We start from the raw sequence: 22,629 nt of genomic DNA on the forward strand, positions 1-22,629 counted from the left end.
TGTCCGTCTCGCTGACCGGCCGTCCTTCGCGGTCGGCCGGTCAGCCGAGGGCCTTGTCCAGGTTGAACGCGGCGCTGATCAGCGCGAGATGGGTGAACGCCTGCGGGAAGTTGCCCTGCTGCTGGCCGGTGTGGCTGATCTCCTCGGCGTACAGGCCCAGATGGTTGGCGTAGGTGAGCATCTTCTCGAACGCCAGCCGCGCCTCCTCCACCCGCCCGGCGCGCACCAACGCCTCGACGTACCAGAACGAGCAGATCGAGAACGTGCCCTCGTCGCCGCGCAGCCCGTCGGGGCTGGCCCGAGGGTCGTAGCGGTAGACCAGCGAGTCGGACACCAGGTCCTGGGTGAGTGCGTCCAGGGTGGACAGCCACTTGGGGTCGGTGGGCGCGATGAACTTCGACAGCGGCATCATCAGCACCGCCGCGTCCAGCACCTCGTCGTCCTCGTGCTGGACGAACGCCATACGCCGCTCGGACCAGCCCTGGCTCATGATCCGCCGGTAGATCGTGTCGCGGACGCCCCGCCACCGCACGATGTCGGCGGGCAGGCCGCGCCGGTTGGCCATCCGGATGGCCCGCTCGATCGCCACCCAGCACATCAGCCGCGAGTACAGGAAGCTCTTACGGCCGCCGCGGGTCTCCCAGATGCCCTCGTCCGGCTGGTGCCAGTGCTCGCAGACCCAGTCGACCAGCGCGCACACGTCGTCCCACTGGGCGCTGGAGATCGGCCGCGCCCACTTGTCGTACAGGTAGACGGAGTCGATCAGCGCACCGTAGATGTCGAGCTGGAGCTGATCGGCGGCGGCGTTGCCGATCCGCACCGGGGTCGAGCCCTCGTGCCCCTCCAAATGGTCGAGTTCGCGCTCGGGCAGGTCGGTGCGGCCGTCGATGCCGTACATGATCTGGAGCGGCCCCGACGGCTTGCCGTCGCCCGGGGTGATGTGCTGGGTCACGAACTTCATGAACGCGTCCGCCTCGCCGGTGAAGCCCAGTCGCAGCAGCGCGTACACACAGAACGCGGCGTCGCGTACCCAGACGTACCGGTAGTCCCAGTTGCGTTCGCCGCCGAACTGCTCGGGCAGGCTGGTGGTCGGCGCGGCCACGATCGCGCCGGTGGGCGCGTAGGTGAGCAGCTTCAGCGTGAGCGCGGAGCGGTGCACCATCTCCCGCCAGCGGCCGCGGTATTTGGAGGCGGACAGCCAGCGCCGCCAGTACGCCACCGTCGCCGAGAACTGCTGCTCCGCCTCCTGGCTCGGGCAGCAGCGCGGCGCCACGTCGTCGCCGACCTGGTCCAGCGCGAACACCGCCGACTCGCCCTCGGAGAGCTTGAAGTCGGCATGGGCGTCGAGACCGGCGGCGTCCAGGTGCACCGTGGAGGTGAGGCCGAGCGACAGGTCGGCGGACTCGAAGACCGCCACGTCCGACACCATGCGCAGGGTGTGCGGCTGGGTGCCGTAGTCGAAGCGCGGGGCCACCCGCGCGTGGAACGGGATGGCACCGCGGACGCACAGCACCCGCCGGATCAGCCGGTGCCGCTCCGCCTCGGCGGACTCGCCGGTGATCGGCATGAAGTCCTGCACCTCGCCGACGCCGTCCTCGGTGAAGAATCGGGTGATCAGGACGTTGGTGTCGGGAAAGTAGAACTGCTTGGTCCGCGCGGGCACGGACGCCGCCAGTTCGAAGCAGCCGCCGCGCTCCTTGTCCAGGATCGACGCGAACACGCTGGGCGCGTCGAACGCCGAACAGCAGTACCAGTCGATCGTGCCGTTGGAGCCCACCAGCGCGACGCTGCGCAGATCGCCGATCAGCCCGTGCTCGGAGATCGGCAGATACCCGCGGCGCCCGGGCGCCCCGTCGCTCGATGTTCCGTCCATCGCCGCCTCCCAGGACCGGCCCGTACAGCGCCTCTCCAGCTTAGGCGCGATCGAACAGGGTGGCGGGATGAAATGGGTGTACCGGATACATCGGGTGTACCGGGCATGAGTGCCGGGTGGGTGCCTTCCAGGCAGGAGTGAGGGGGGGAATCAGACCGTCACCACCGTCACCCCCGCCTCCTCGAAGCGCCGCACTGTCTCCGCGTCCACCGCCGCGTCCGTGACCAGCGTGTCCACCAGCTCGGTCCCGCAGATCCGGGCGAAGGCGCGCCGCCCCAGCTTGCTGGAGTCGGCCGCCACGATCACCCGCTCGGCGCGCTCGCACAGCAGCCGGTTGATCGCGGCCTCCGCCTCGTCGTGCGCGGCCGCTCCGTCCGCTACGTGCAGGCCGACGACCCCGAGCACCGCCACGTCCAGCGTGATCTGGCTCAGCACACCGTCCGCGAGCGGCCCGATGAGCTCGTACGACTGGGCCCGCGCCACCCCGCCCGTGACCACGATCTTGAACTGCGGACGCACGGCCAGCTCGTTGGCGATGTTCAGCGCGTTGGTGACGACGGTCAGCGCGGGCGTGCCGGCGGCGAGGTCGCCGCGCACGGCCAGGGCCCGCGCCACCTCGGTCGTGGTCGTGCCGCCGGTCAGCCCGACCGCCTCGCCGGGCGCGATCAGATCGGCGACCGCCTGGGCGATGCGCTGCTTCTCGGAGGCGCGGCGGGCGGTCTTGTAGCGCAGCGGCAGCTCGTACGAGACTCCGTGCACGACCGCGCCGCCCCGGGTGCGGACCAGCATCTGCTGCTCGGCGAGCCGGTCGAAGTCCCGGCGGATGGTCGCGGCCGACACCTCCAGTTCGGTGGCGGCCTCCTCGACGTCCAGCCGGCCGCGCTCGACGAGCAGTTCCAGCAGCGCCTTCCAGCGGGCGTCCCGCGACATCCGCACCTCCCTGCACGTTCCTCGGTACCCGTGACCCTAGCGCAGCCCTCGATCAGCATAATGCTTGATTCTGCTTGAAAGTGCGCTGTATCTTGCAGGAACAATCAGAACGTAGGGAGGGGTACGGCATGACGCATGTCGAGGACGAGCTGCGCGGCCAGCCCGAGTGCTGGACCCGGGCCGCCGCGCTCGCGCCGGAGCACCGCGCGGCGCTGCCGGCGCCGGGAGAGCGGGTCGCGATCGTCGGATGCGGCACCTCGTACTTCATGGCGCAGTCCGTCGCGGCGCTGCGCGAGGAGGCCGGCCAGGGCGAGACGGACGCCTTCGCCGCCTCGGAGTTCCCGTACGGCCGCGGCTACGACCGTGTCCTCGCCCTGACCCGCTCCGGCACCACCACCGAGGTGCTCGACCTGCTCCGCAAGGTGAACGGACGCACCCGCACCTCGGCGATCACCGCCGACCCGCACACGCCCGTCATGGATGCGGCCGACGACGTCGTCGTCCTCGCTTTCGCCGACGAGCGGTCGGTCGTGCAGACGCGCTTCGCCACCACCGCACTCACCTTGCTCCGCGCCCACCTCGGCCTGCACACCGACGCGGTCGTCCCGGACGCCCGCACCGCACTCGACACCGAGCTGCCGCAAGGACTCGTGGAGCGCGGCCAGTTCACCTTCCTCGGCACCGGCTGGACCGTGGGGCTCGCCCACGAGGCCGCGCTGAAGATGCGCGAGGCGGCCCAGGCGTGGACCGAGTCCTACCCCGCGATGGAGTACCGGCACGGCCCCCTCAGCATCACCACCGAGGGCACCGCGACCTGGATGCTCGGACCCGCGCCGGAAGGCCTCGCCGAGCAGGTGCGGGCCACCGGCGGACAGTGGGTGCCGAGCGGCCTCGACCCCCTGGCCGAACTGATCCGCGTCCAGCGCCTCGCCGTGGCCGTGGCGACGGCCCGCGGCCTCGACCCCGACCGGCCCCGCCACCTCACCCGCTCGGTGATCCTCTGAGACGCGCCCGCGAGGAGGGGCAGCCCCGCCCCTGACCCGCGTGATCCTCCGAGCAGCAGCACCAGCAAGGAGAAGCCGTGCCCCTCGTGACCACCGGCGAGCTCGTCACGCGCGCCGCCGGCTCCCACTCCGCCGTCGCCGCCTTCAACATCATCACGCTGGAACACATCGAGGCCGTAGTCGCCGGCGCCGAGACCACCGCGAGCCCGGTCGTGCTCCAGGTCAGCGAGAACGCCGTCACCTTCCGCTACGGCCGGCTGCTCCCGCTGGCCCGCGCCGCCGTCACCGCCGCCGAACGCGCCGCCGTGCCCGTCGCGTTGCACCTCGACCACATCCAGAGCGACAGCCTGCTGCGCCAGGCACCGGACGCGGGATTCAGCTCCGTCATGTACGACGCCGCGCGTCTGCCCTACGCCGAGAACCTCGCCGCCACCCGCGCCGCCGCCGACTGGGCGCACGCCCAAGGGCTGTGGATCGAGGCCGAGCTGGGCCAGGTCGGCGGCAAGGACGGCCGGCCGCCGCTGGACGCCCACGCGCCCGGCGCCCGTACCGACCCCGCCCAGGCCCGCGCCTTCGTCGCCGACACGGGGGTGGACGCGCTGGCCGTCGCCATCGGCAGCAGCCACGCCATGACGACCCGCACGGCCACCCTCGACCACACTCTCCTCAAAAGCCTCTCCGGCACCCTGGACGTCCCCCTCGTCCTGCACGGCTCCTCCGGTGTCCCGGACGGCGAGCTGACGGCGGCCGTCGCGGGCGGCATCACCAAGGTCAACGTCGGCACCGCCCTCAACATCGCCATGACCGGCGCCATCAGGGAGTTCCTCGCCGCGCATCCCGAGGCCGTCGACTCGCGCAAGTACCTCAGCGTGGGCCGGGAGGCGATGGTGCGGACGGTCGCGGCGATCCTGCGCACGCTCGCAGGGCCTAGCGCTTGACGGCCTTCAGCACCACGAACTTCGGGTCGCTCGCCACGAGGTGGCTGTTCCCGAACAGCCGCCGCAGCTTCAGGTGGTACCCGAGATGCCGGTTGCCGATCACCCACAGCTCACCGCCCGGCCGCAACGCCCGCCGCGCGCCCGTGAACATTCGCCAGGCGGTCGCGTCGGTCGTCGCCTGGTGCGAGTGGAACGGCGGATTGTTCAGCACCAGATCGACGCTGCCGGGCGCCACTGCGGCCAGCCCGTCGCCGACGTGGAACTCGGCATGCCCGGGCACCCCGTTCGCCTTGTACGTCGCCTCCGCCGAGGCCACGGCCTGGAACGACTCGTCCACGAACAGCACCTCGGCGGCCGGGTCGGCGAGCGCCACCGCCGTACCGACGACACCGTTGCCGCACCCGAGGTCCACCACGCGGGCCGCCCCGCTGGTCCGCGGCAGATGGGCGAGGAAGAACCGTGTGCCGATGTCGAGCCGGTCCGCGCAGAACACGCCCGCGTGGTTGACCACCGTGTGCCCGGACACCGGGCCGACGCCCTCGGGCAGCGCGTAGCGGTACGGCCATGGGTTCGCGGGCCGCTCGCGCGACGGATCCGGCGTGCACAGGATCAGACGGGCCTTCTTCTCCGCGAGCGACGTACGGGTCGGGCCGAGGATCCGCTCGAACAGGTCCAGCGTCGAGGTGTGGATCTCCTTCACCATGCCGGTGCCGACGACGACCGTGCCCTCGTGCACGGCGGACGCCAGCCGCAGCAGCTGGTCCTCCAGGAGCGCCAGACTCTTCGGGACGCGTACCAGAAGCACGTCGACCCGCTCGGGCGGCGGGTCCTGCGTCGTGAGCAGCGACACCGTGCCCGGCTCGACGCCGGCCCGGGTGAGGTTGGCCCGGGTGGCCTCCTGGGAGAGGTACGAGTCGGTGATCTGCACCGGCGCGTGCCGCGCGAGCGCCGTCACCAGCGCGCCCCAGCGGTCCCCGACCACCACGACCGTGCCCGACAGCGGGACGTCCTGGTCCGCGAGGTGCCTGAGCAGATACTCGTCGGAGGCGTCCCACGCGCGCAGGCGGTCACGTGGGTCCTCGGGAAAGCGGGCCAGCGCGAGCTCGCCCCAGGGCGTCGTCATACGGTCGTTCATGGTGCCGTCCAGGCTAGGGCCTGTCGGGCGGGTCAGGTCGCGGGGAGTCTGCGATGACTCGTCGAGGTAGGTGAGCGGGGGTCGCCACGACGAGCCGGTGCCGGCCCCCGCGTCCGCGGCCCGACCCGCCGGACAGGCCCTGGCCGCCGCAGCTCATGGGCGGTGCAGCTCATGGCCGCCGCAGCCCATGGCCGGTGCGCGAGGATGGAGGGCATGGACGCCGAACTGTTCCCCAGGGAGCGCACGGAGGTCGCGCCCGGCGCGGTGCACGTGCCGGACTGGCTGGACGGGGACGCCCAGCGTGAGCTGCTGCGCGCCTGCCGGGAGTGGGCGCGGCCGCCCGCGGGGCTGCGCACGGTCCGCACCCCGGGCGGCGGCACCATGACCGCCCGGCAGGTCTGCCTGGGCTGGCACTGGTACCCGTACGCCTACGCCCGGACGGTCGCCGACGGCGACGGCACCCCGGTGAAACCCTTCCCGGCATGGCTCGGCGACCTGGGCCGGCGCGCGGTGACCGAGGCGCTCGGCGCGAAGTCGGCGACCGGAGCCGCGTACGACATCGCGCTGATCAACTTCTACGACGGCGACGCCCGCATGGGCATGCACCGCGACAGCGACGAGAGGTCCGACGCGCCGGTGGTGTCCCTGAGCCTCGGCGACACCTGCGTCTTCCGTTTCGGCAACACCGAGACCCGGACGAACCCGTACACCGACGTCGAGCTGCGCAGCGGCGACCTGTTCGTGTTCGGAGGACCGGCACGGCTCGCCTACCACGGAGTGCCCCGGGTACGTCCGGGGACGGCGCCCGGCGTGCTGGGGCTGGCCGGGCGGCTGAACGTGACCCTGCGCGTGAGCGGCCTCTAGGCCACCGCCGGCGCAGCAGCGGATCATGGGAGACTCGCCCTCATGAGTGGCAAGGCGGACCCCCGGACGGCGGGGGAAGGGACCACCTCGAGAACGCGGCTGGACCGGGGGCGCGGAGCCCTCGGGCCCGCGCTGGAGCTCGTGCACACCGGGCGCGCCCCGACCCGCGCCGTCCTCACCGCCGAACTCGGCGTCACCCGCGCCACGGCCGGCGCGGTCGCCGCGGAACTGGAGGCGTTGGGCCTTATCCGCGTGGACGCCCGTCCCGGCGCCGCCGCCGGATCCCAGGGCCGCCCCTCGCACCGGCTGGACCTCGCCGAGGACGGCCCCGTGGCTCTCGCCGCGCAGGTGCACGCCGACGGCTTCCGGGCCGCGCTGGTCGGTCTCGGCGGGCGGATCGTCGCCACCGCGCCCGGCTGCGAGACCGTCGACGCCGACCCGGCGAAGGTGCTGGGCTCGGTGGTGGAGGCGGGCGCCGAGCTGCTGCGCGAGACCGGCCGGCGGTGCGTGGGCGCCGGGCTCGCCGTACCGTCGGCGGTCGCCGAGCCGGCGGGGCTGGCGCTGAATCCGCTGCATCTGGCGTGGCCGGCGGGAGCGCCGGTGCGGGAGATCTTCGCCGAGTGCGTGCGGGCGGCCGGGATCACCGGCCCCGCGTTCGCGGCCAACGACGTCAACCTCGCCGCGCTCGCCGAGCACCGGCACGGCGCCGGGCGGGGCTCCCGCGATCTGCTGTGCGTGGCCACCGGGCACCGCGGCGTCGGCGGCGCGCTGGTGCTCGACGGGCGGCTGCACACCGGCAGTTCGGGCCTGGCGCTGGAGGTAGGGCACCTCACCGTCAACCCCGAGGGCCGCCCCTGCCACTGCGGCGGCCGCGGCTGCCTCGACGTCGAGGCCGACCCGCTCGCCTTCCTCACCGCGGCCGGCCTCGAACCCGGCCCCGAGGTGTCCCTGCTGAAGCAGGCCGACGACCTGATCCGGCACGAGTACACGGACCCCGCCGTCCGCACGGCCGCCGAGGCCCTCATCGACCGGCTGGGACTGGGTCTCGCCGGTCTGGTGAACATCCTCAACCCCGACCGGATCATCCTGGGCGGCCTGCACCGCACCCTCCTCGACGCCGACCCCGAGCGGCTGCGGGCGGTGGTCGCCGATCGCAGCCTGTGGGGCCAGAGCGGGGGAGTGCCGATCCTCGCCTGTTCCCTGGACCACAACAGCCTCGTGGGAGCCGCCGAGTTGGCGTGGCAGCCGGTACTGGACGATCCGCTGGGAGCCCTGGCCGAGGCCTGAGACCGGCCGGTCGCAGCGGTGGGGCGCCGCCAGGTACCTGCCAGGCCCCGCACGACGCCGTGCGGAAGCAGCCGCCGGAAGCTGATCTGGGCCGCCGTGATCCTCGGGTTCGTCACCATGGTGCGCCGCACCCCGGGGCGCGGCCGCCGGGTGCCGTGGCGCGCGACGGACGACGGCCGCCCGACCGGCGACTCGCCCATCGCCATCATCGGCCGGCGCTTCGCCTCCGGCGAGATCGACGAGGACGAGTACTGGCGCCGACTGTCCGTCCTGGACGAGCAGTTCGGCCGCACCGGCAAGGGCGGAGCGGCGTGACCACCTCGATCCGCGCCGCCGTTCCGAACGCCGTCCGAACGCCGTCCGGGCGTACGGCTCCGGGGGCGCGGCCGTGCGGGCCCGGACGGGGTGAGTGTCCGGCCCGGCTCACCGCCCGGTCAGCCGGCAACGGCCGACCGGGCGGGAGTGTGTTCGGGCGCGCGGCCGACCGGCTCGACCTCCGCGAACCGGCGCACCGGTTCCGTGAGCGTACGGCGGGCCGGATGCGGCGGTGCCTTCATGGCGGGGGCCGTCGTGGGCAGCGTGAACCACACGATCTTCCCGTTGTCGCCGTCCGGCCGAACGCCCCAGCTCTCGCTCAACGCCGCCACCATGGCGAGCCCGCGCCCGCAGGTGGCCAGCGGATCCGCGTCGGCCACGACGGGCAGACGGGGGTCACGGTCGTGCACCGACACGGTGAGCCGGTCGAGCAGGAGCTCGATCTCGACGGTGCATGTCTTGTCGGGTTGCGCGTGCCGGTGGACGTTGGAGAGCAACTCCGTCACACCGAGCGCCGCTCGGTCTATCAGGGGATCCAGATGCCAGTAGCGCAACTGCGCAGATACGATTCTGCGGACCTGGCCGATCCGCGACGGCAGGGCTTGGAGCTCCACCGTGCAGTGCCTGCTTGGGTGACTGATCACGGCTGCGACTCCCCGACGTGAGGTCCGGAAGAACACGGAGTTCGGATCCAGCAGCGCCTGCGTGAAAACGGCCGCCTGCTGTCGTGTCCGGCGGGCTGGTTCGCAGCGTTATCGCCGGTAAACCCAGAGTGACGTGAGACCAGAGTGGCGCAAGGGGTCTGAGGCCGCAACTCGCGGTGTTCCGGACGGGGGGTGGCAGGGTTGTGTCTCGGCCACTTCGGTGCGTGCCGCCCGTCGGAGCCGGTCCGCCCCGGCTCGCGCCGCCCGTCGGAGCCGGTCCGCGTCGGCGCGGAGCTGCGACACCCGTCAGGTGCCACGCCCCGCCGCCCTGCGGACGGCTTCGATGAACCGGCGTGCCGCGGGTGGCCCCGGCTCGCCGGGGGCGGGGTCCTGCTCGCCCAGGGTCAGCACGTAGCGCTTGCCGTTGAGGTCGGCCAGCGCGCGGTCCCCGGAGGCGAACCACGGCTTCGACGCCCGCACGGCCTGTACCGGCGCGCTGTCGATCTCGCTGCCGTAGCTGGTGAGCAGTTCCACCCGGCCGCCGCTGATCCGGACCTGCCCGGCCCGGGTGAGGGAGCGCAGGCCCTTCCCGATCCGCACGCCCAAGGCCGTGAACTCCGGCTCCGCCATAACCTCCCGCCCCCTCGTCGCCTGCGGGTCCTCTTCCGGGTGTCCGTCCCACCCGGTGCAGTCTGCACGGCCCCGCAGTCGCGCACCAGTGCGCACATCACCAAGGCATAGGCCACCCGGTGCACTCACGCGAATGCGCCCCCGGACGGGTCGGCGGGAAGGGCGTTCCCGGCCGCCGTGGGTGGGGTGCGGTCACGGTCCGCCGCGGGTGGCGTGAAGGACGCCGGCCCAAGGGAGATGCCTGGGCGGACGGCCAGCGGCGCGCCGGTGCTCCGCCCCGCCCCCATGGCCCCCTTTGAGCGCCCCAAAGATGCGTTTATGCAGGTGAGGAGCGTGCGCAAGCTGCTTATGATCGGTGTGTCGGCCGCGCGACCCGCCGTCGGCGTGCAGCCCTAAGGAGTTCCGCCGTGACCACCCCCCAGCAGACCCGGACCGGCGCCACCCTCGACGTCGACCGCACCGACTCCACCTATCGCGCCTGGCTGAAGGACGCCGTCCGCAAGGTCCAGGCCGATGCCAACCGCTCGGCCGACACGCACCTCCTCCGCTTCCCCCTGCCGGAACACTGGGGCATCGACCTCTACCTCAAGGACGAGTCGACCCACCCCACCGGCAGCCTCAAACACCGCCTCGCCCGCTCGCTGTTCCTCTACGGCCTCTGCAACGGCTGGATCCGTCCGGACCGCCCGGTGATCGAGGCGTCCAGCGGCTCGACGGCCGTCTCCGAGGCGTACTTCGCGAAGCTGGTCGGCGTCCCCTTCATCGCGGTGATGCCCCGCACGACGAGCGCCGAGAAGTGCCGCCTGATCGAATTCCACGGCGGTCGCTGCCACTTCGTGGACGACTCCCGCAGGATGTACGAGGAATCCGCCCGCCTCGCGGCCGAGACCGGCGGCCACTACATGGACCAGTTCACCTACGCGGAACGGGCCACGGACTGGCGCGGGAACAACAACATCGCCGAATCCATCTTCCGCCAGCTGGAGTTGGAGCGGTTCCCGGAGCCCGCGTGGATCGTCGCCACGGCCGGCACCGGCGGCACCTCCGCGACCATCGCGCGCTACGTGCACTACATGCAGTACGACACGCGTGTCTGCGTCGCCGACCCGGACAACTCCTGCTTCTTCGAAGGCTGGACGACCGGCGATCCGGACGTCACGTGTGACTGCGGCTCCCGTATCGAGGGTATCGGCCGTCCCCGGATGGAACCGAGCTTCGTGCCCGGGGCGATCGACCGGATGATGAAGGTGCCGGACGCGGCGAGCGTGGCCGCCGTCCGCGCCCTGGAGCAGGGCATCGGCCGCAAGGCGGGCGGCTCGACGGGCACCGGGCTGTGGAGCGCCCTGAAGCTCGTCGCAGAGATGGTCGACGAGGGCCGTACCGGCAGCGTCGTCACCCTGCTGTGCGACCCGGGCGACCGCTACCTCGACAAGTACTACTCGGACGTCTGGCTGGCCGATCAGGGCCTGGACATCGCCCCGTACAGCGCGGCCATCGAATCACTGCTGGCCACGGGCGTGTGGCCGCACTGAGGCGTACCGCCGCGGCCTTCGACCCATTGCCGGTCACGGGTGTCCGGCCTGGACTGAGGCGTGCCGCGGCGGCCGTGGCCCGCGGCAGTCGGCTCGCTGCCGGCCACGGGCGTCCGGCCGGACCGAGGCGTGCCGCCCAGGTCCTCGACCCGCTGCCGGCGCCGGTGCCGGCCCGGCCCGGCCGAGGCGCCCTGTCGCGCCGGCCGCCGGTCCAGCGCGTCCGGTCCGGACGAGGCTCCCTACCGCGTCAGCCGACGGTCCAGTGCCGCCACCGCGTTGCAAAACGCCCGTCCCAAGCCCGGCCGCGCCAGCCTCAGCACCGCGCGGAGGGGCGGCGGTCCGTCGGCCGCGAACGTCCACTGCACCCGCGTACCGGTACCGGCGGGCGTGAGCCGCCACTCCTCGACCAGCGCGCGGACGCCCGGGGCGTTGGTCTCGTCGATGCGGTACGCGTACACCTCGGGCCCCTTCGCCACGAGGACCGTCTCCGCGACCCGCGTACCGCCCCGCAGTCTGATCTCCCGCCCGGTACCGTCGCCGGTCGGCCGGGCCAGCGCCACCGCCGAGAACCACTGCGGCCAGTCGGCTACTTCCTCGGCCAGCGCGTGGAAGACGGACTCGGGGGAAGCGGCGATCTGCCGTACGAAGACCAGTCGTACCGGAGCGGATCGGACGAAGTCGACGTCCACCGGAAGCAGTCGGCGCGCCATGCGAAACCCCCTGTGCGACGGGCAGGGACAGGGCCGCTCACCCTAGTCGGCGCTCCGCCGCGTGTCTGCGCCGCGCACGGGATCAGAGCTCGTCGGCGCTCTCGTCCTCGCCTGCCACGATCAGCTGCCGCAGATGCTCCGCTATCTCCTCGCGCGCCTCGTCGGCCAGCCCGGAGTCGGTCACCAGGGTGTCGACCTGGTCCAGCGTCGCGAACGAACTCAGCCCCACCGTGCCCCACTTGGTGTGGTCGGCGACCACCACGACCCGCCGCGCAGACTGCACCAGCCGCCGGTTGGTCTCGGCCTCAGCGAGGTTCGGCGTCGACAGACCGGCCTCCGCCGATATCCCGTGCACGCCGAGGAACAGCACGTCGAAGTGGAGGGTGGCGATGGCCTGGTCGGCGACCGGCCCCACCAGGGAGTCGGAGGGCGTGCGCACCCCGCCGGTCAGTACGACGGTGGCGGCGCCCTGCCGCTGGCCGGAGGAGCGCTGCGCCGCGTGGAAGACGTCGGCCACCCGCACCGAGTTCGTGACCACGGTGAGGTCGGCGACCTCCTGCAGATGATGCGCCAGCGCGTACGTCGTCGTACCGCCCGACAGCGCGATCGCGGAACCCGGAGCCACCAACTGGGCGGCGGCCTTCGCGATGTCCTCCTTGGCGCTCAGCTCCAGACCCGACTTGGCCTCGAAGCCCGGCTCGTGGGTGCTCGCCTCCAGCACCGGCACCGCACCGCCGTGCACCTTCTCCAGGACGCCCTGGCGGGCCAGCGCGTCCAGATCGCGGCGGACGGTCATGTCGGACACCCCGAGCTTGCGGGTCAGCTCGTTGACGCGTACGCCGCCGCGCCGCCGCACCTCGTCCAGGATCAGGGCGCGCCGCTGCTCCGCGAGGAGGTTCTGATTCTCACTCACGTACGCTCCGGTCCTTTCCTCAAGCCGTCCTGCACACCCTCGCACCTGCTCCCACTAGGACATTCTCGCGCCCCCGGGGCGTGGGCGTCCCATATTCGCACGGCTTTGCCGGAGTCGCGCCACCGGTTGCCCGACGCGCACATGTCACTTGCGTCTCATCCGTTGCTCGGTCCTCACACGTATCGGGGAGATTCCGTGACGAGGGGTGTGCAACGCCTTTCCACGGGAGATCCTGGTGCCGCATGGACATGCCGACGGCGGGTCCGGGGGAAGTGCGGAAGACACGGGGGAAGTGCGGAGAGTGGAAAGCGCGCAGGAACGTGGCCTGGACGACGGGGCGACCGGCCCCACGGCACGGCCGGCGGGAACCGGGGCCACCCTGGAACTTCTGGTCCACGGCGTGGGCGGCGCCACGCCCGAGCAGATGCTGGACGATCCGCGCACCGTGCGGGTCTCCGGCGACGACACGGCGGCCGTCTTCCGCCGGGCCGACGACGTGGACGCGGAGAACCGTCCCGCCGGCCGCGAGACCGGCACCGACGGCCGCCCGGTGCCCGAGGCGTACGTCTGGTGCAACCTCACCTCCGGGAACGGCGCACGAGCCCTGTGGCTGCTGTTACTGCCGTTCATGGTGGCCAACCTCGCCCACTGGATGCGTCCCTCGGCCCGCGACCGCGCGCGCACGATCCGTCTCTACGGGCTGCTGGTGCGGCTCGTCGGGCTCAGCCTGACCGTGCTGCTGGTCGCGGCCGCGTGTGAGGTCGCCCTGGACCTCACGGCCTGGCAGTGCGCGGGCACGCGCGCGTGCGCGGAACGGCACACCTGGCTGGGCTTCCTGTCGCCCACCGCCTCGGGCGACGGCTGGTGGAGCCCGCCGGGCCGCCGGCTGGCCCTCGCGTCCCTGGTGCCCGCCGCCCTCGTCGGCCTGCTCTGGTACCTGTCCCGGCGCACCTGGAGCGCGTACGAGTCCGAGCAGCCGCTCGTCCGTGAACCCGAAGAGGACCCCGCCCGCAGCGCGCTCGGCCGCCCCGGCTTCTGGTACGGCAGGCGCCTGGTAGCCCGGCTGCGCGGCGCCCACACCGCCGCCGGACTGCTCACGGTCGCCGCCGCCGTCGTCCAGGCCGCCGCCCGGTACGACCGAGAGGCGGGCGGCCCGGCCGCCCTGGAGACGCTGGGCCGGGTGCTGGAGGCGGCGCTCGTCCTCGCCGCGGTCGCGGTGGTCGTGGTCGTCTGCCGGCGCGGCCGCAGCGAGAAGCACCTCGACCGGGAGATCGACGCCTCCTTCGTACGGCACCTGCCGCTCGCCGCCCTCGTCCTGCTCGCCCTCACCCTCGCGTACGCCGGCTGGGACCGCCCGGCATGGGAGTCGGGCGGCCGGCTGCCGGGCGACGTGGCCTTCGGTGGCATCGCCCTGGCCCAGGGCCTGCTGGTGATCGTCCTCGCCGTCGTCGCCCACCTGCTGTACCGCAGCGACCCCGACCCGCGCACGGCGATGCGGGGCCTCGCCGGACCCGCCGTCGCGATGCTGGCCTGCGCGCTGGGCGGCGTGATGTCCGGCGGTGTGTCCCAACGCGTCGCCGACTGGGTGGACGGCACCCGGGCCTCCCTTCCCGGCCCGCCGGTCGTGCTGACCTGGCAGGCTTCGGTGATCCCGCCGCTCCTCCTGGTCCTGCTGTTGCTCGCCGGCGGGCAGGCCTGGCGCGCCGTGCGGCTGGCCCGCGCCGAACGCGCCGTCGTGGAGGAGGACTACGCGGGAGAGGCCACGGACCCCGACCGCACCCGCCGTATCGCCCGCACGCGCGCGATGGCCACGCTCACCGACCGCGGCCCCCTCTTCATCGCCGCCGTTTCCACCGTCTCCCTGATCCTCGGCACGGCCGCGCTGGTCGGCGCGATGGCGACGGACAAGACCCCCAGCGCGGCCGCGCAGCACACCCACCCGTTCGTCCACGGCGCCGCCGACACCGCCCAGGCGCTCGGCTCCTGGCTGGTCGGCTTCGGCTTCATACTGTTCGTCGCCCTGGGCCGGCGCGCCTACAAGGACATGTCAGCGCGGCGCACCGTCGGCGTCCTGTGGGACGTCGGCACCTTCTGGCCGCGCGCCGCCCATCCCTTCTCACCGCCCTGCTACGCCGAGCGCGCGGTGCCCGACCTGACCTGGCGGATCACGACCTGGACCCGCACGACGGGCGGCCGGCTGGTGATCTCGGGCCACTCCCAGGGCAGCGTCCTCGCCGCCGCCGCTGCCTGGCAGTTGCCGCCGGCCGTGCGCGGGCGGGTCGCGCTGCTGACGTACGGCTCACCGTTGGAGCGCCTGTACGGCCGCTGGTTCCCGGCACACTTCGGCCCGTCCTCGCTGGCCGCACTGCACGAGGAGGTCGACTGCTGGCGCAACCTGTACCGGCTCACCGACCCGATCGGCGGCCCCGTGCAGGTGTCCGACGGCGACGGTCCGCAGGTCGACTGCGAGCCGATGCGGGACCCCCTGGCCCACGCCCGCAGCGACCTCCACCCGCTGCCCGCCCCGATCCTCGGGCACTCCGACTACCAGGCCGACCCGACCTTCGACCGGGAGCGTGGCCACCTGCTCGACCGGCTCCACCCGGGGCTGCCGGGCCAGCGCCCCGGGGACACGTTCCGACCGCCCACGCTCAGGTGAGGTCGGGCAGATCCTCCGCGTACAGCAGGGTCAACTCGTCCGTGCTCGGCTCGTCGACCTGGGCGACGCGGCTCGCGTGGCGTTCCACCATCGCCTCGAAGGTCTGCCGCGCGGTCCGGCCGTTGCCGAACGCGGGGCCCTTCGGGATGGCCGTGAAGTACTTCAGCAGGGCGTCCGCGGCACCCGGCGCCAGCCGGTACTCGTGCTCCTCCGCCTGCTGCTCCACGATCCGCAGCATCTCCTCGGGGCCGTAGTCGCTGAAGGTGATGGTGCGTGAGAAGCGGGAGGCCACACCGGGGTTGGTGGACAGGAAGCGCTCCATCTCGGCCGTGTAGCCCGCGACGATCACCACGACCGCGTCCCGGTGGTCCTCCATCAGCTTCACCAGCGTGTCGATGGCCTCCTTGCCGAAGTCCCGGCCCGCGTCCTCGGGGGACAGCGCGTACGCCTCGTCGATGAAGAGCACGCCGCCCCGGGCCCGTTCGAACGCCTCCTGGGTGCGGATGGCCGTCGAGCCGATGTGCTCGCCGACCAGATCGACACGGGACACCTCGACCAGGTGGCCCTTGTCCAGCACCCCGAGCGAGGCGAGGATCTCGCCGTACAGCCGCGCGACCGTGGTCTTGCCGGTGCCGGGGGAGCCCGTGAAGACCAGGTGCCGCTTGACCGACGCGGCCTTCAGGCCCGCCTGCTGCCGACGCCGGCCCACCTCGATCATGTCGGTGAGCGCCCGCACCTCGCGCTTGACGCTGTCCAGGCCCACCAAGGCGTCCAGTTCACCCATGACGGCCTTGGAGGTCCGGGCAGGTGTCTGCGGCTGCGCGGCGGTGACGAGCGGCTCCTGCTCGGTCGTGCGCTGCCCGGGGATCGCGCCCAGCAGCCCCGGCGTCTGACCGGCGCTCTGTACGGCGGGCTCGGGGGGCGCCGTGGGGGTGCGCAGTCCCGCGCTCTCGTCGCTGGTGCAGTCCTCCACGACCGGTCCCGTGCCCGACTCGGCGTCGGGTCCGCCGTCCGCGAACTCGTAACCGCCGCGCGCGCACCGCTCCGTGCGGCACTTGCGGAGCGTAGTACGGCAGCCGTCGAGCACGTGGAAGCCGTAGCCGCCGCTGCCCCGCACCCGGCAGTCGAGGAAGCTGCCGCGGCCGCCCGCCGAGACGTAGAACCCTGCCTCGGCGGGGGAGTCGACGGTGCACCGCTCGATGGTGGGGTCGGCGCCCTTGGTGACGATCACGCCGGTCTGGGTGCCGTCCAGCGTGCAGTTGCCGAGGGTGCCGCCGCTGCCGTGGTCGCGGAACCACGCGCCGGTCGCGGCGTCCCTGATCCGGCAGTCGTCGAGCTGTGCGGTCGCCCCGTCGCTCACCGACACGGCCGTGTTGCGCACCTGGAAGAGGTCGCTGTCGACGACGTCCACGCGCGAGCCGCGGTCGAGGACGAACAGCGCGTCGGGCACGTCGTGCACCCGGCAGGAGTCCAGCACCGCCGTGGCGCCGTCGCTGACCCAGACCGCCGGGTAGTCGCCGGTGCTGTCGAAGATCTCGCACTGGTTGGCGTCCACGCGGGTGCCCGGGTCCCACACCGACAGGCCGTTGCGTCCGAACTGCCGCACGCTGGTGCGGGTCAGTGTCAGGACGGAGCGGGAGCGCAGGTCGACAGCGTTCTCCGGGATGTCGTGGATACGGCAGTCGGCGAGGGTGAGCACGGCGTCCGTGTCGAGGGTGACACCGTCGGAGGTGGTGCGGTGGACGTCGCAGTCGGTGAGGTGGGCCGTGGCCCGGCCGGTGATCTGCACACCGCTGCCGCGGACCTCGTACACCTCGCAACCCACCGCCTCCAGCGCGGAGTTCTCCCCGGTCGCGGTGAGGCCCGAACCGGCGGCGTGGTGCACCCGGCAGCGCTCCAGACGCGGATGCGCGCCCCCGCGCACGGCCACGCCGGCCTGCCCGGCGGCGACGACCTCGCAGTCCTCGAACACCCCGGCGCCGCCGTCGACCACGGCGATCCCGATGCCCGCCGGGTTGTCGACGGTGCACCGCCGCACGGTCGGCCGGGCGCTGCCGCGCACCTCGATGCCGGCGGCGGACCGGGTGACGACCCGGACGTCGGTCAGCTCCGGCGTGCCCTCCTCGACGAGCAGCGCGGGCGCCGCCGCGTCCTGGCCCTCCACGTGCAGGTCCTGGATCACCGCGGAGGCGCGCACGGTGAGCGGCACCCCGTCGACGGGCGCGATTCGCACCGAGCCGGGGGAACCCTCGGGACCGCGCAGGGTCACCGCCCGCTGGACGACGAGGTTCTCCCGGTAGGTCCCCGGGGCGACGGTGAGGACGTCACCGTCGGCCGCGGCCTCCAGGGCGGCGGCGAGCGAGGCGTACTCACCTGTGCGGCGCCGCCACCGCGATGTACCGGCGTGCGTCACCTGGACCGTGCCCTGTGCCATGGCGTTGCTGTGCCCCCACCTCGGTCGTACTGATGGCTCGTTCGCCCTCGGGGCACCACAGCCGGTGCGGACCCCGGACCGCGCCCGGCCGCTGAAGCCGTGGCACGCTCGCGCGCTCGACACCGGCGCGCCCCTGAAGCTAGCTCGCGCGCAGGTCGATGCCGAAATTCGCTTCGGCCGGTCCACCGTAGCGTGCGCGCGGACGCCGGGTTGACCGGAGCCGGAAGGCCGTCAGCTGCCCGTGCCGGTCCTGCCCCAGTCCGGACCCGCCCGGTCCCATGCCTGGTCCCAACGCGCGTACCGGCGGAGGACCATGCGCCACACGACGAGCCGTCTGCCGGCCTCGGCCAGGCACATGGTCAGCAGGGCCGCGCCGACACCGGCGAGCACGGCGTGCGTCGTCGCCGTGGCGGGGTCCAGCGGGCGGGCCACAGTGCGCCCCTGCTCGTCGGTCCAGAGCGCGAACCGGTCGCCCGGCTCGGGGTTCCATGACACCCCCCCGGCGGAGCCGTTCACCCGCGGCACCGGTCGAAGAGAGAGCGACATCGCCTGCGCCCCGGATCCCCCACGAACGCCTCACGAACGCCTCACGAACGCCTCACGAAGAATTCAACGCCCGGGTCGCGCCACCGGGTTCCCGACCGGCCGCCCTGCTGGGCGGCATCGCTCATTCGAGGACGCGCACCGGGTCACCGACGCGGATCGTGCCCGGGGACCGGGGCACGAGATGCTGTCCGAAGACCAGGCTGCCGCGGATCCTGCGGTGCCGTCCGAGGGTGCGCAGGGGCTCCCGGCCGCGCTCGGCGGTGTCCTGGTCGGTCGTCGTCACGACGCACCGGCCGCACATTTTGGCCACACGGAACTCGACCTCGCCGACGGCGATGCGCCTCCAGTGATCCTCGGCCCAGGGCGCGGTGCCCCCGACGACCACGTTCGGCCGGAACCGGTTCATCGGCAGGGGGCCCTCCTCGGCCAGACCGTCCTCTGCGATCAGCGAGTTCAGGGCGCCGAGCGAGGCGGCCGAGGTGAGCAGCAGCGGGCAGGCGTCGGCGAACGAGACCGTCTCGCCGGGCAGCGCGTATTCCGGGTCGACCGGCCGGCGCGTGGCCGGGTCGTCCATGTGGACCAGACGCGTGGGCACACCGAGGTACGCGCTGCACCATGCGTGTGCGGACCGGCCGGCGAGGACCCCCTCCACCTTGTTGCCGAAGATGTCCAGCGTGATCGTGCCCGCCGCCTCCGGGACGGGCACGATCAGCGGATCCAGGCCGGGGCCGCACAGCCGGACGCCGCCGGGCACGAGCTCGGCGGCGGCCAGCGCGAGGCGCGGTTGCTGGCGTTGGGTGACGACCCTTCCCCCGTCGTCGATCAGCACCCAGCGTCTGTCCCCGGCCAGCCCCCAGGGCTCCACGACGGCCTCACGGGGCGCCAGGCCCCGGAACGCCTTGACCGGATGGACATGAATCGACAGCAGCTCCGCGTTCCCCATGAGGCCATCGTGCCAGTCGGCGCCGACGACCTCACCGAGAGATCAGTAACCCCGGTACTGCTGGTTGTTGTACGGGTCCTGGTACGGCGCCGGGTTGGGCCGGGGAGCCGCCGGGCGCATCGCCTCGTAACCCGTGCCGCCGGGCGCCGCGGGGCGCGGCTGCTGCGGGCCGGGATAACCGCGCGGCGGGCCCGCCTGCTGCGGGATGTACGCCGTCGGCGCCTGCTGCAGCGGAGCGTGGTGCTGCGTCTGCGGGTAGCCGTACGCGGGCTGGGAGGGGGCCGCCGGGAGGGCGGGCAGCGCGGACGGGAGGGCGGGCAGGTGGCTGCCCGGGGTGTCGTACGCGGCGGGGACCCGGATCGGGGCGATCTGCGGGGTGCCCCGTTCGGCGACGAGCGAGTCGTAGATCGGGGTGTCCGGGAAGGAGGCGGAGTAGTAGCCGCCGCCATAGGTGGAGCGGGGGGAGGTCATGGCACATAAGTTAAGCCCACGATGTGCTGGTTGGGGAGACCGATAAGAGGGTTGTTTTCCGTGTCGGCGGTGACGTGGGATCCCCAATGCGAGCGAACTTGGGAAAAAAGGGCACCAGACGGTGTTCGGATCGTGTAAAAGCTCAGTTCCCAGGCGGTTACCGGCGGTTGACCACTCGTCTTTTCGCGCTCCTCATGGGCGTCCGGCGTCCTGGGCAATACGTTGGGAGACGCGAAGAACGCGATGGGATGCCGGGGCGTGAGACCTGGCGTGGTGACAGCTGATGGGGGCGGACATGTCAATGCCGAAGGGATCGAACGTCCCGGTGCCGACGACGGCGCTGCGGGTCGAACTGGGGTGGCGCTCCGGGCCCGGAGTGCCCGACACCGACGCCTCGGCACTGCTGCTGGTCGGCGGCAAGGTCCGCTCGGACGCGGACTTCATCTTCTACAACCAGCCACAGCACTCCTCCGGAGCGATCCGGCACGAGGGCAAGCGGGATGCCGGCGGCCAGGTCACCGACACCCTGATCGTCGACCTCACGCGCGTGGAGCCGGCCATCGAGACGGTGGTGCTCGTCGCGTCCGCCGACGGCGGGACGTTCGCGCAGGTGCCGGGTCTGTACATCGAGGTCAAGGACGCCGGCCGGGGAACGGTGGCGGCGCGGTTCGACAGCGCGGGCGCGACCGTCGAAACGGCGTTCGTGCTCGGCGAGTTCTACCGGCGCCAGGGCGCCTGGAAGTTCCGTGCCGTCGGCCAGGGGTACAGCAGCGGCCTGGAGGGCCTGGCCACGGACTACGGCATCACGGTGGACGAGCCGCAGCACAACGCGCCCAGCGCGCCGCCGGTCACCCCGGTCCGGCCGGCGACCGTCCCCCCGCCCGTCCCGGCCGCGCCGCCGGTCTCCCGTCCGGCTCCTCCCGCCCCGCCCGCGCCGGTCCAGCTCACCAAGGTCACGCTCACCAAGGCGTCCCCGTCGGTCTCGCTCACCAAGCAGGGCGGAACGTCGGGTGCCATGCGTGTGAACCTCAACTGGCAGGTGCGTAAACAGTTCTCGGGGTGGGGCAGCAAGCGCGGCCGGGCGGTCGCCCTGCACGCGGACCTCGACCTCGACCTGTGCGCCCTGTTCGAACTCAACGACGGCAGCAAGGGCGTCGTGCAGGCCCTTGGCAACACCTTCGGGTCGCTGCACCAGCCGCCGTACATCCACCTCGACGGCGACGACCGCACCGGTGCCCTGGCGAGCGGTGAGAACCTCACCATCAACCTCGACCACAAGCAGGCGTTCCGGCGCATCCTCGTCTTCGTCACCATCTACGAGGGCGCCCGCTCCTTCGCCGACCTGCACGCCACCGTCACCCTGCATCCGCAGTTCGGCGCGCCGATCGAATTCTCACTGGACGAGTGCACGGTCCCCTCCCCGGTGTGCGCGCTCGCGCTCATCACCAACACCGGCCAGGACCTGGTCGTCCAGCGCGAGGCCCGCTACCTGGTCCCCGACCGCGGGGTGAGCATGCAGCGCGCCGTCGACCACGCCTACGGGTGGGGCATGAACTGGACGCCCGGCCGCAAGTGAGCCCGCGGCCGGCTCACCCCTCGTCGGGGACGGCGTCCGGACGCGTGTACGTGCGGCCCTTCCAGGCCGCACCCCGTCCCCTGTAGTGCTGCACCGCCGAATCGACCGTCATGAGGAGGTACAGGGACGCGGTGAGCGGCAGCAGCGGAGCGAGCCACGGCGGCTGCGCGTAGTAGCGGAGCATGGGGAGGTACGTCCCCGTCATCACGAGCCAGGCCAGGGCGCCCAGCGCCGCGGTCGCGGTACCCCCCAGGGCCAGGCCCGCGACGAGCGCGACGGGCGGCACCAGGTACACCACCGCGAGCCCGGCGACCGTCCCGGCCAGCACGAGGGGGTTGTGCCGCAACTGGGCGTAGGCACTGCGCGAGACCATGCGCCACAGATCGTGCAGCCGGGGATACGGGCGCACGCTGTCCACCCGCTCCGCGAGCCCCAGCCAGATCCGCCCGCCGCCGCTGCGGACCGCCCGAGCGAGAGCCACGTCGTCGATGACGGCGTGCCGGATGGCGTCGGGGATCCGCGCCCGCTCGGCGGCCTCGGTACGCAGCAGCACACAGCCGCCCGCCGCGGCCGAGGTCCGCGCGCCCTCCCGGCCGATCCGGCGGAACGGATACAGCTGCGCGAAGAAGTAGACGAAAGCCGGTACGACGAGCCGCTCCCAGAGGCTTTCGACGCGCAGCCGGGCCATCTGGGATACGACGTCGAAGCCGCCGGTGCGCGCCGCCGCCACCAGCTCGCGCAGACTGTCCGGCGCGTGCGCGATGTCGGCGTCCGTGAGCAGCAGGTACTCGGGGTCACGCGCGCGGGCGAGGCCGATGCCGTGGCGCACCGCCCAGAGCTTGCCGGTCCAGCCCGGCGGCGGCTCGCCCGGTGAGTCCACGGTCAGCGGCAGCCCCCCGTACCGGCGCGACAGCTCGCGCGCCAGCTCCCCGGTGCCGTCCGTGCTGCCGTCGTCCACCAGGAAGACCTCGGCCCGCCCGGGGTAATCCTGCGTGAGCAGTGACGGCAGGCCCGTCGGGAGCACCGCGGCCTCGTCGCGCGCGGGTACGACGACGCAGACGGACGGCCAGACGGCGGGTGGCGTCCGAGGCGGCAGGCGAACGTCCGTGCGCCAGAAGAAGCCCTGACAGAGCAGCAGCCACAGCCAGGCGGCGAGAGATCCGGCGACGATCCACAGGAGGGCGCTCACCCGCGCAGTCTGCCCCACCGGACCGGCCGCAGGAGG

19 protein-coding genes and 1 pseudogene are annotated in these 22,629 nt (G+C 72.9%); 8 read left to right on the forward strand and 12 right to left on the reverse strand.

Features of this window, described 5'->3' with window-relative positions:
• Positions 1-40 precede the first annotated feature (40 nt).
• Together AB0O67_RS00165 and AB0O67_RS00170 are read right to left on the reverse strand one after the other, a co-directional pair.
• Positions 41-1,873 (reverse strand): glycoside hydrolase family 15 protein, encoded by a 1,833-nt coding sequence (locus AB0O67_RS00165; RefSeq protein WP_365443527.1) that lies wholly within the window; start codon positions 1,871-1,873, stop codon positions 41-43.
• Positions 1,874-2,023: 150 nt separating this feature from the next.
• A complete protein-coding gene (locus AB0O67_RS00170) occupies positions 2,024-2,803 on the reverse strand; it encodes a DeoR/GlpR family DNA-binding transcription regulator (protein ID WP_365443530.1) in 780 nt (259 codons plus the stop codon).
• A 128-nt stretch (positions 2,804-2,931) separates the two neighbouring features.
• Between AB0O67_RS00170 and AB0O67_RS00175 the strand changes: the two genes are divergently transcribed.
• Entirely contained in the window at positions 2,932-3,807 is an 876-nt protein-coding gene (locus AB0O67_RS00175) for an SIS domain-containing protein (protein ID WP_365443533.1), read from the forward strand.
• Positions 3,808-3,884: 77 nt separating this feature from the next.
• Positions 3,885-4,745 carry a class II fructose-bisphosphate aldolase gene (locus tag AB0O67_RS00180; RefSeq protein ID WP_365443536.1) on the forward strand — a complete coding sequence of 287 codons (861 nt, stop codon included), beginning with the start codon at positions 3,885-3,887 and terminating at the stop codon, positions 4,743-4,745.
• Here AB0O67_RS00180 and AB0O67_RS00185 read toward each other — a convergent pair.
• Positions 4,735-5,868: a methyltransferase gene (locus AB0O67_RS00185; RefSeq protein WP_365443736.1), complete on the reverse strand. Its 1,134-nt coding sequence runs from the start codon at positions 5,866-5,868 to the stop codon at positions 4,735-4,737. The two genes, AB0O67_RS00180 and AB0O67_RS00185, sit on opposite strands and share 11 nt — an antisense overlap.
• A 225-nt stretch (positions 5,869-6,093) precedes the next feature.
• Between AB0O67_RS00185 and AB0O67_RS00190 the strand changes: the two genes are divergently transcribed.
• From AB0O67_RS00190 to AB0O67_RS00200, 3 genes are all read left to right on the forward strand, one after another.
• Positions 6,094-6,744 (forward strand): alpha-ketoglutarate-dependent dioxygenase AlkB, encoded by a 651-nt coding sequence (locus AB0O67_RS00190; RefSeq protein WP_365443539.1) that lies wholly within the window; start codon positions 6,094-6,096, stop codon positions 6,742-6,744.
• A 42-nt stretch (positions 6,745-6,786) separates the two neighbouring features.
• A complete protein-coding gene (locus AB0O67_RS00195; protein WP_365443542.1) occupies positions 6,787-8,031 on the forward strand; it encodes an ROK family protein in 1,245 nt (414 codons plus the stop codon).
• Between the two features lie 81 nt (positions 8,032-8,112).
• Positions 8,113-8,346: an SHOCT domain-containing protein gene (locus AB0O67_RS00200; RefSeq protein ID WP_365443739.1), complete on the forward strand. Its 234-nt coding sequence runs from the start codon at positions 8,113-8,115 to the stop codon at positions 8,344-8,346.
• A gap of 119 nt (positions 8,347-8,465) precedes the next feature.
• On the opposite strand, the gene AB0O67_RS00205 is transcribed toward AB0O67_RS00200, so the two are convergent.
• Entirely contained in the window at positions 8,466-8,990 is a 525-nt protein-coding gene (locus tag AB0O67_RS00205; protein WP_365443545.1) for an ATP-binding protein, read from the reverse strand.
• Between the two features lie 306 nt (positions 8,991-9,296).
• Positions 9,297-9,620 carry a hypothetical protein gene (locus AB0O67_RS00210; RefSeq protein ID WP_365443548.1) on the reverse strand — a complete coding sequence of 108 codons (324 nt, stop codon included), beginning with the start codon at positions 9,618-9,620 and terminating at the stop codon, positions 9,297-9,299.
• A 407-nt stretch (positions 9,621-10,027) separates the two neighbouring features.
• On the opposite strand from AB0O67_RS00210, the gene AB0O67_RS00215 reads away from it, so the two are divergent.
• Positions 10,028-11,152, forward strand: coding sequence for a PLP-dependent cysteine synthase family protein (locus tag AB0O67_RS00215; protein ID WP_365443551.1), 1,125 nt, complete (start codon positions 10,028-10,030; stop codon positions 11,150-11,152).
• Positions 11,153-11,391: 239 nt separating this feature from the next.
• On the opposite strand, the gene AB0O67_RS00220 is transcribed toward AB0O67_RS00215, so the two are convergent.
• Together AB0O67_RS00220 and AB0O67_RS00225 are read right to left on the reverse strand one after the other, a co-directional pair.
• Positions 11,392-11,862 (reverse strand): SRPBCC family protein, encoded by a 471-nt coding sequence (locus tag AB0O67_RS00220; protein WP_365443554.1) that lies wholly within the window; start codon positions 11,860-11,862, stop codon positions 11,392-11,394.
• Between the two features lie 82 nt (positions 11,863-11,944).
• Complete coding sequence (locus AB0O67_RS00225; protein ID WP_365443557.1) at positions 11,945-12,775, reverse strand: DeoR/GlpR family DNA-binding transcription regulator; 831 nt, start codon at positions 12,773-12,775, stop codon at positions 11,945-11,947.
• Positions 12,776-13,076: 301 nt separating this feature from the next.
• Between AB0O67_RS00225 and AB0O67_RS00230 the strand changes: the two genes are divergently transcribed.
• Entirely contained in the window at positions 13,077-15,434 is a 2,358-nt protein-coding gene (locus AB0O67_RS00230; RefSeq protein WP_365443560.1) for a hypothetical protein, read from the forward strand.
• Here the strand turns inward: AB0O67_RS00230 and AB0O67_RS00235 are convergent.
• The 4 genes and pseudogenes from AB0O67_RS00235 to AB0O67_RS00250 form a co-directional block, all read right to left on the reverse strand.
• On the reverse strand, positions 15,427-17,868 hold the full coding sequence (locus AB0O67_RS00235; RefSeq protein ID WP_365443563.1) for a right-handed parallel beta-helix repeat-containing protein: 2,442 nt from the start codon (positions 17,866-17,868) through the stop codon (positions 15,427-15,429). The two genes, AB0O67_RS00230 and AB0O67_RS00235, sit on opposite strands and share 8 nt — an antisense overlap.
• A 231-nt stretch (positions 17,869-18,099) precedes the next feature.
• Positions 18,100-18,351, reverse strand: a pseudogene (locus AB0O67_RS00240) (hypothetical protein); the annotation flags it as partial.
• A gap of 184 nt (positions 18,352-18,535) precedes the next feature.
• A complete protein-coding gene (locus tag AB0O67_RS00245; protein ID WP_365443566.1) occupies positions 18,536-19,357 on the reverse strand; it encodes an MOSC N-terminal beta barrel domain-containing protein in 822 nt (273 codons plus the stop codon).
• Positions 19,358-19,399: 42 nt separating this feature from the next.
• Positions 19,400-19,828, reverse strand: a complete 429-nt coding sequence (locus tag AB0O67_RS00250) for a DUF6643 family protein (RefSeq protein ID WP_365443569.1) — start codon at positions 19,826-19,828, stop codon at positions 19,400-19,402.
• A gap of 301 nt (positions 19,829-20,129) precedes the next feature.
• Between AB0O67_RS00250 and AB0O67_RS00255 the strand changes: the two genes are divergently transcribed.
• Positions 20,130-21,404, forward strand: a complete 1,275-nt coding sequence (locus AB0O67_RS00255) for a TerD family protein (RefSeq protein WP_365443742.1) — start codon at positions 20,130-20,132, stop codon at positions 21,402-21,404.
• A gap of 13 nt (positions 21,405-21,417) precedes the next feature.
• On the opposite strand, the gene AB0O67_RS00260 is transcribed toward AB0O67_RS00255, so the two are convergent.
• The gene (locus AB0O67_RS00260) at positions 21,418-22,611 is read right to left on the reverse strand and encodes a glycosyltransferase (protein ID WP_365443572.1); all 1,194 of its coding nucleotides are present in this window, start codon (positions 22,609-22,611) and stop codon (positions 21,418-21,420) included.
• Positions 22,612-22,629: the final 18 nt, after the last annotated feature.

The sequence above is a fragment of the Streptomyces sp. NPDC086077 genome, from assembly GCF_040686175.1.
Taxonomy (GTDB): Bacteria; Actinomycetota; Actinomycetes; order Streptomycetales; family Streptomycetaceae; genus Streptomyces.

Excerpts from the sequence above, each read along its gene's own strand:
- AB0O67_RS00165 (WP_365443527.1), bottom strand. The coding sequence starts at position 1,873 with ATGGACGGAACATCGAGCGACGGGGCGCCCGGGCGCCGCGGGTATCTG.
- AB0O67_RS00170 (WP_365443530.1), bottom strand. The coding sequence starts at position 2,803 with ATGTCGCGGGACGCCCGCTGGAAGGCGCTGCTGGAACTGCTCGTCGAG.
- AB0O67_RS00175 (WP_365443533.1), top strand. The coding sequence starts at position 2,932 with ATGACGCATGTCGAGGACGAGCTGCGCGGCCAGCCCGAGTGCTGGACC.
- AB0O67_RS00185 (WP_365443736.1), bottom strand. The coding sequence starts at position 5,868 with ATGACGACGCCCTGGGGCGAGCTCGCGCTGGCCCGCTTTCCCGAGGAC.
- AB0O67_RS00190 (WP_365443539.1), top strand. The coding sequence starts at position 6,094 with ATGGACGCCGAACTGTTCCCCAGGGAGCGCACGGAGGTCGCGCCCGGC.
- AB0O67_RS00195 (WP_365443542.1), top strand. The coding sequence starts at position 6,787 with ATGAGTGGCAAGGCGGACCCCCGGACGGCGGGGGAAGGGACCACCTCG.
- AB0O67_RS00210 (WP_365443548.1), bottom strand. The coding sequence starts at position 9,620 with ATGGCGGAGCCGGAGTTCACGGCCTTGGGCGTGCGGATCGGGAAGGGC.
- AB0O67_RS00220 (WP_365443554.1), bottom strand. The coding sequence starts at position 11,862 with ATGGCGCGCCGACTGCTTCCGGTGGACGTCGACTTCGTCCGATCCGCT.
- AB0O67_RS00235 (WP_365443563.1), bottom strand. The coding sequence starts at position 17,868 with ATGGCACAGGGCACGGTCCAGGTGACGCACGCCGGTACATCGCGGTGG.
- AB0O67_RS00245 (WP_365443566.1), bottom strand. The coding sequence starts at position 19,357 with ATGGGGAACGCGGAGCTGCTGTCGATTCATGTCCATCCGGTCAAGGCG.
- AB0O67_RS00250 (WP_365443569.1), bottom strand. The coding sequence starts at position 19,828 with ATGACCTCCCCCCGCTCCACCTATGGCGGCGGCTACTACTCCGCCTCC.
- AB0O67_RS00255 (WP_365443742.1), top strand. The coding sequence starts at position 20,130 with ATGCCGAAGGGATCGAACGTCCCGGTGCCGACGACGGCGCTGCGGGTC.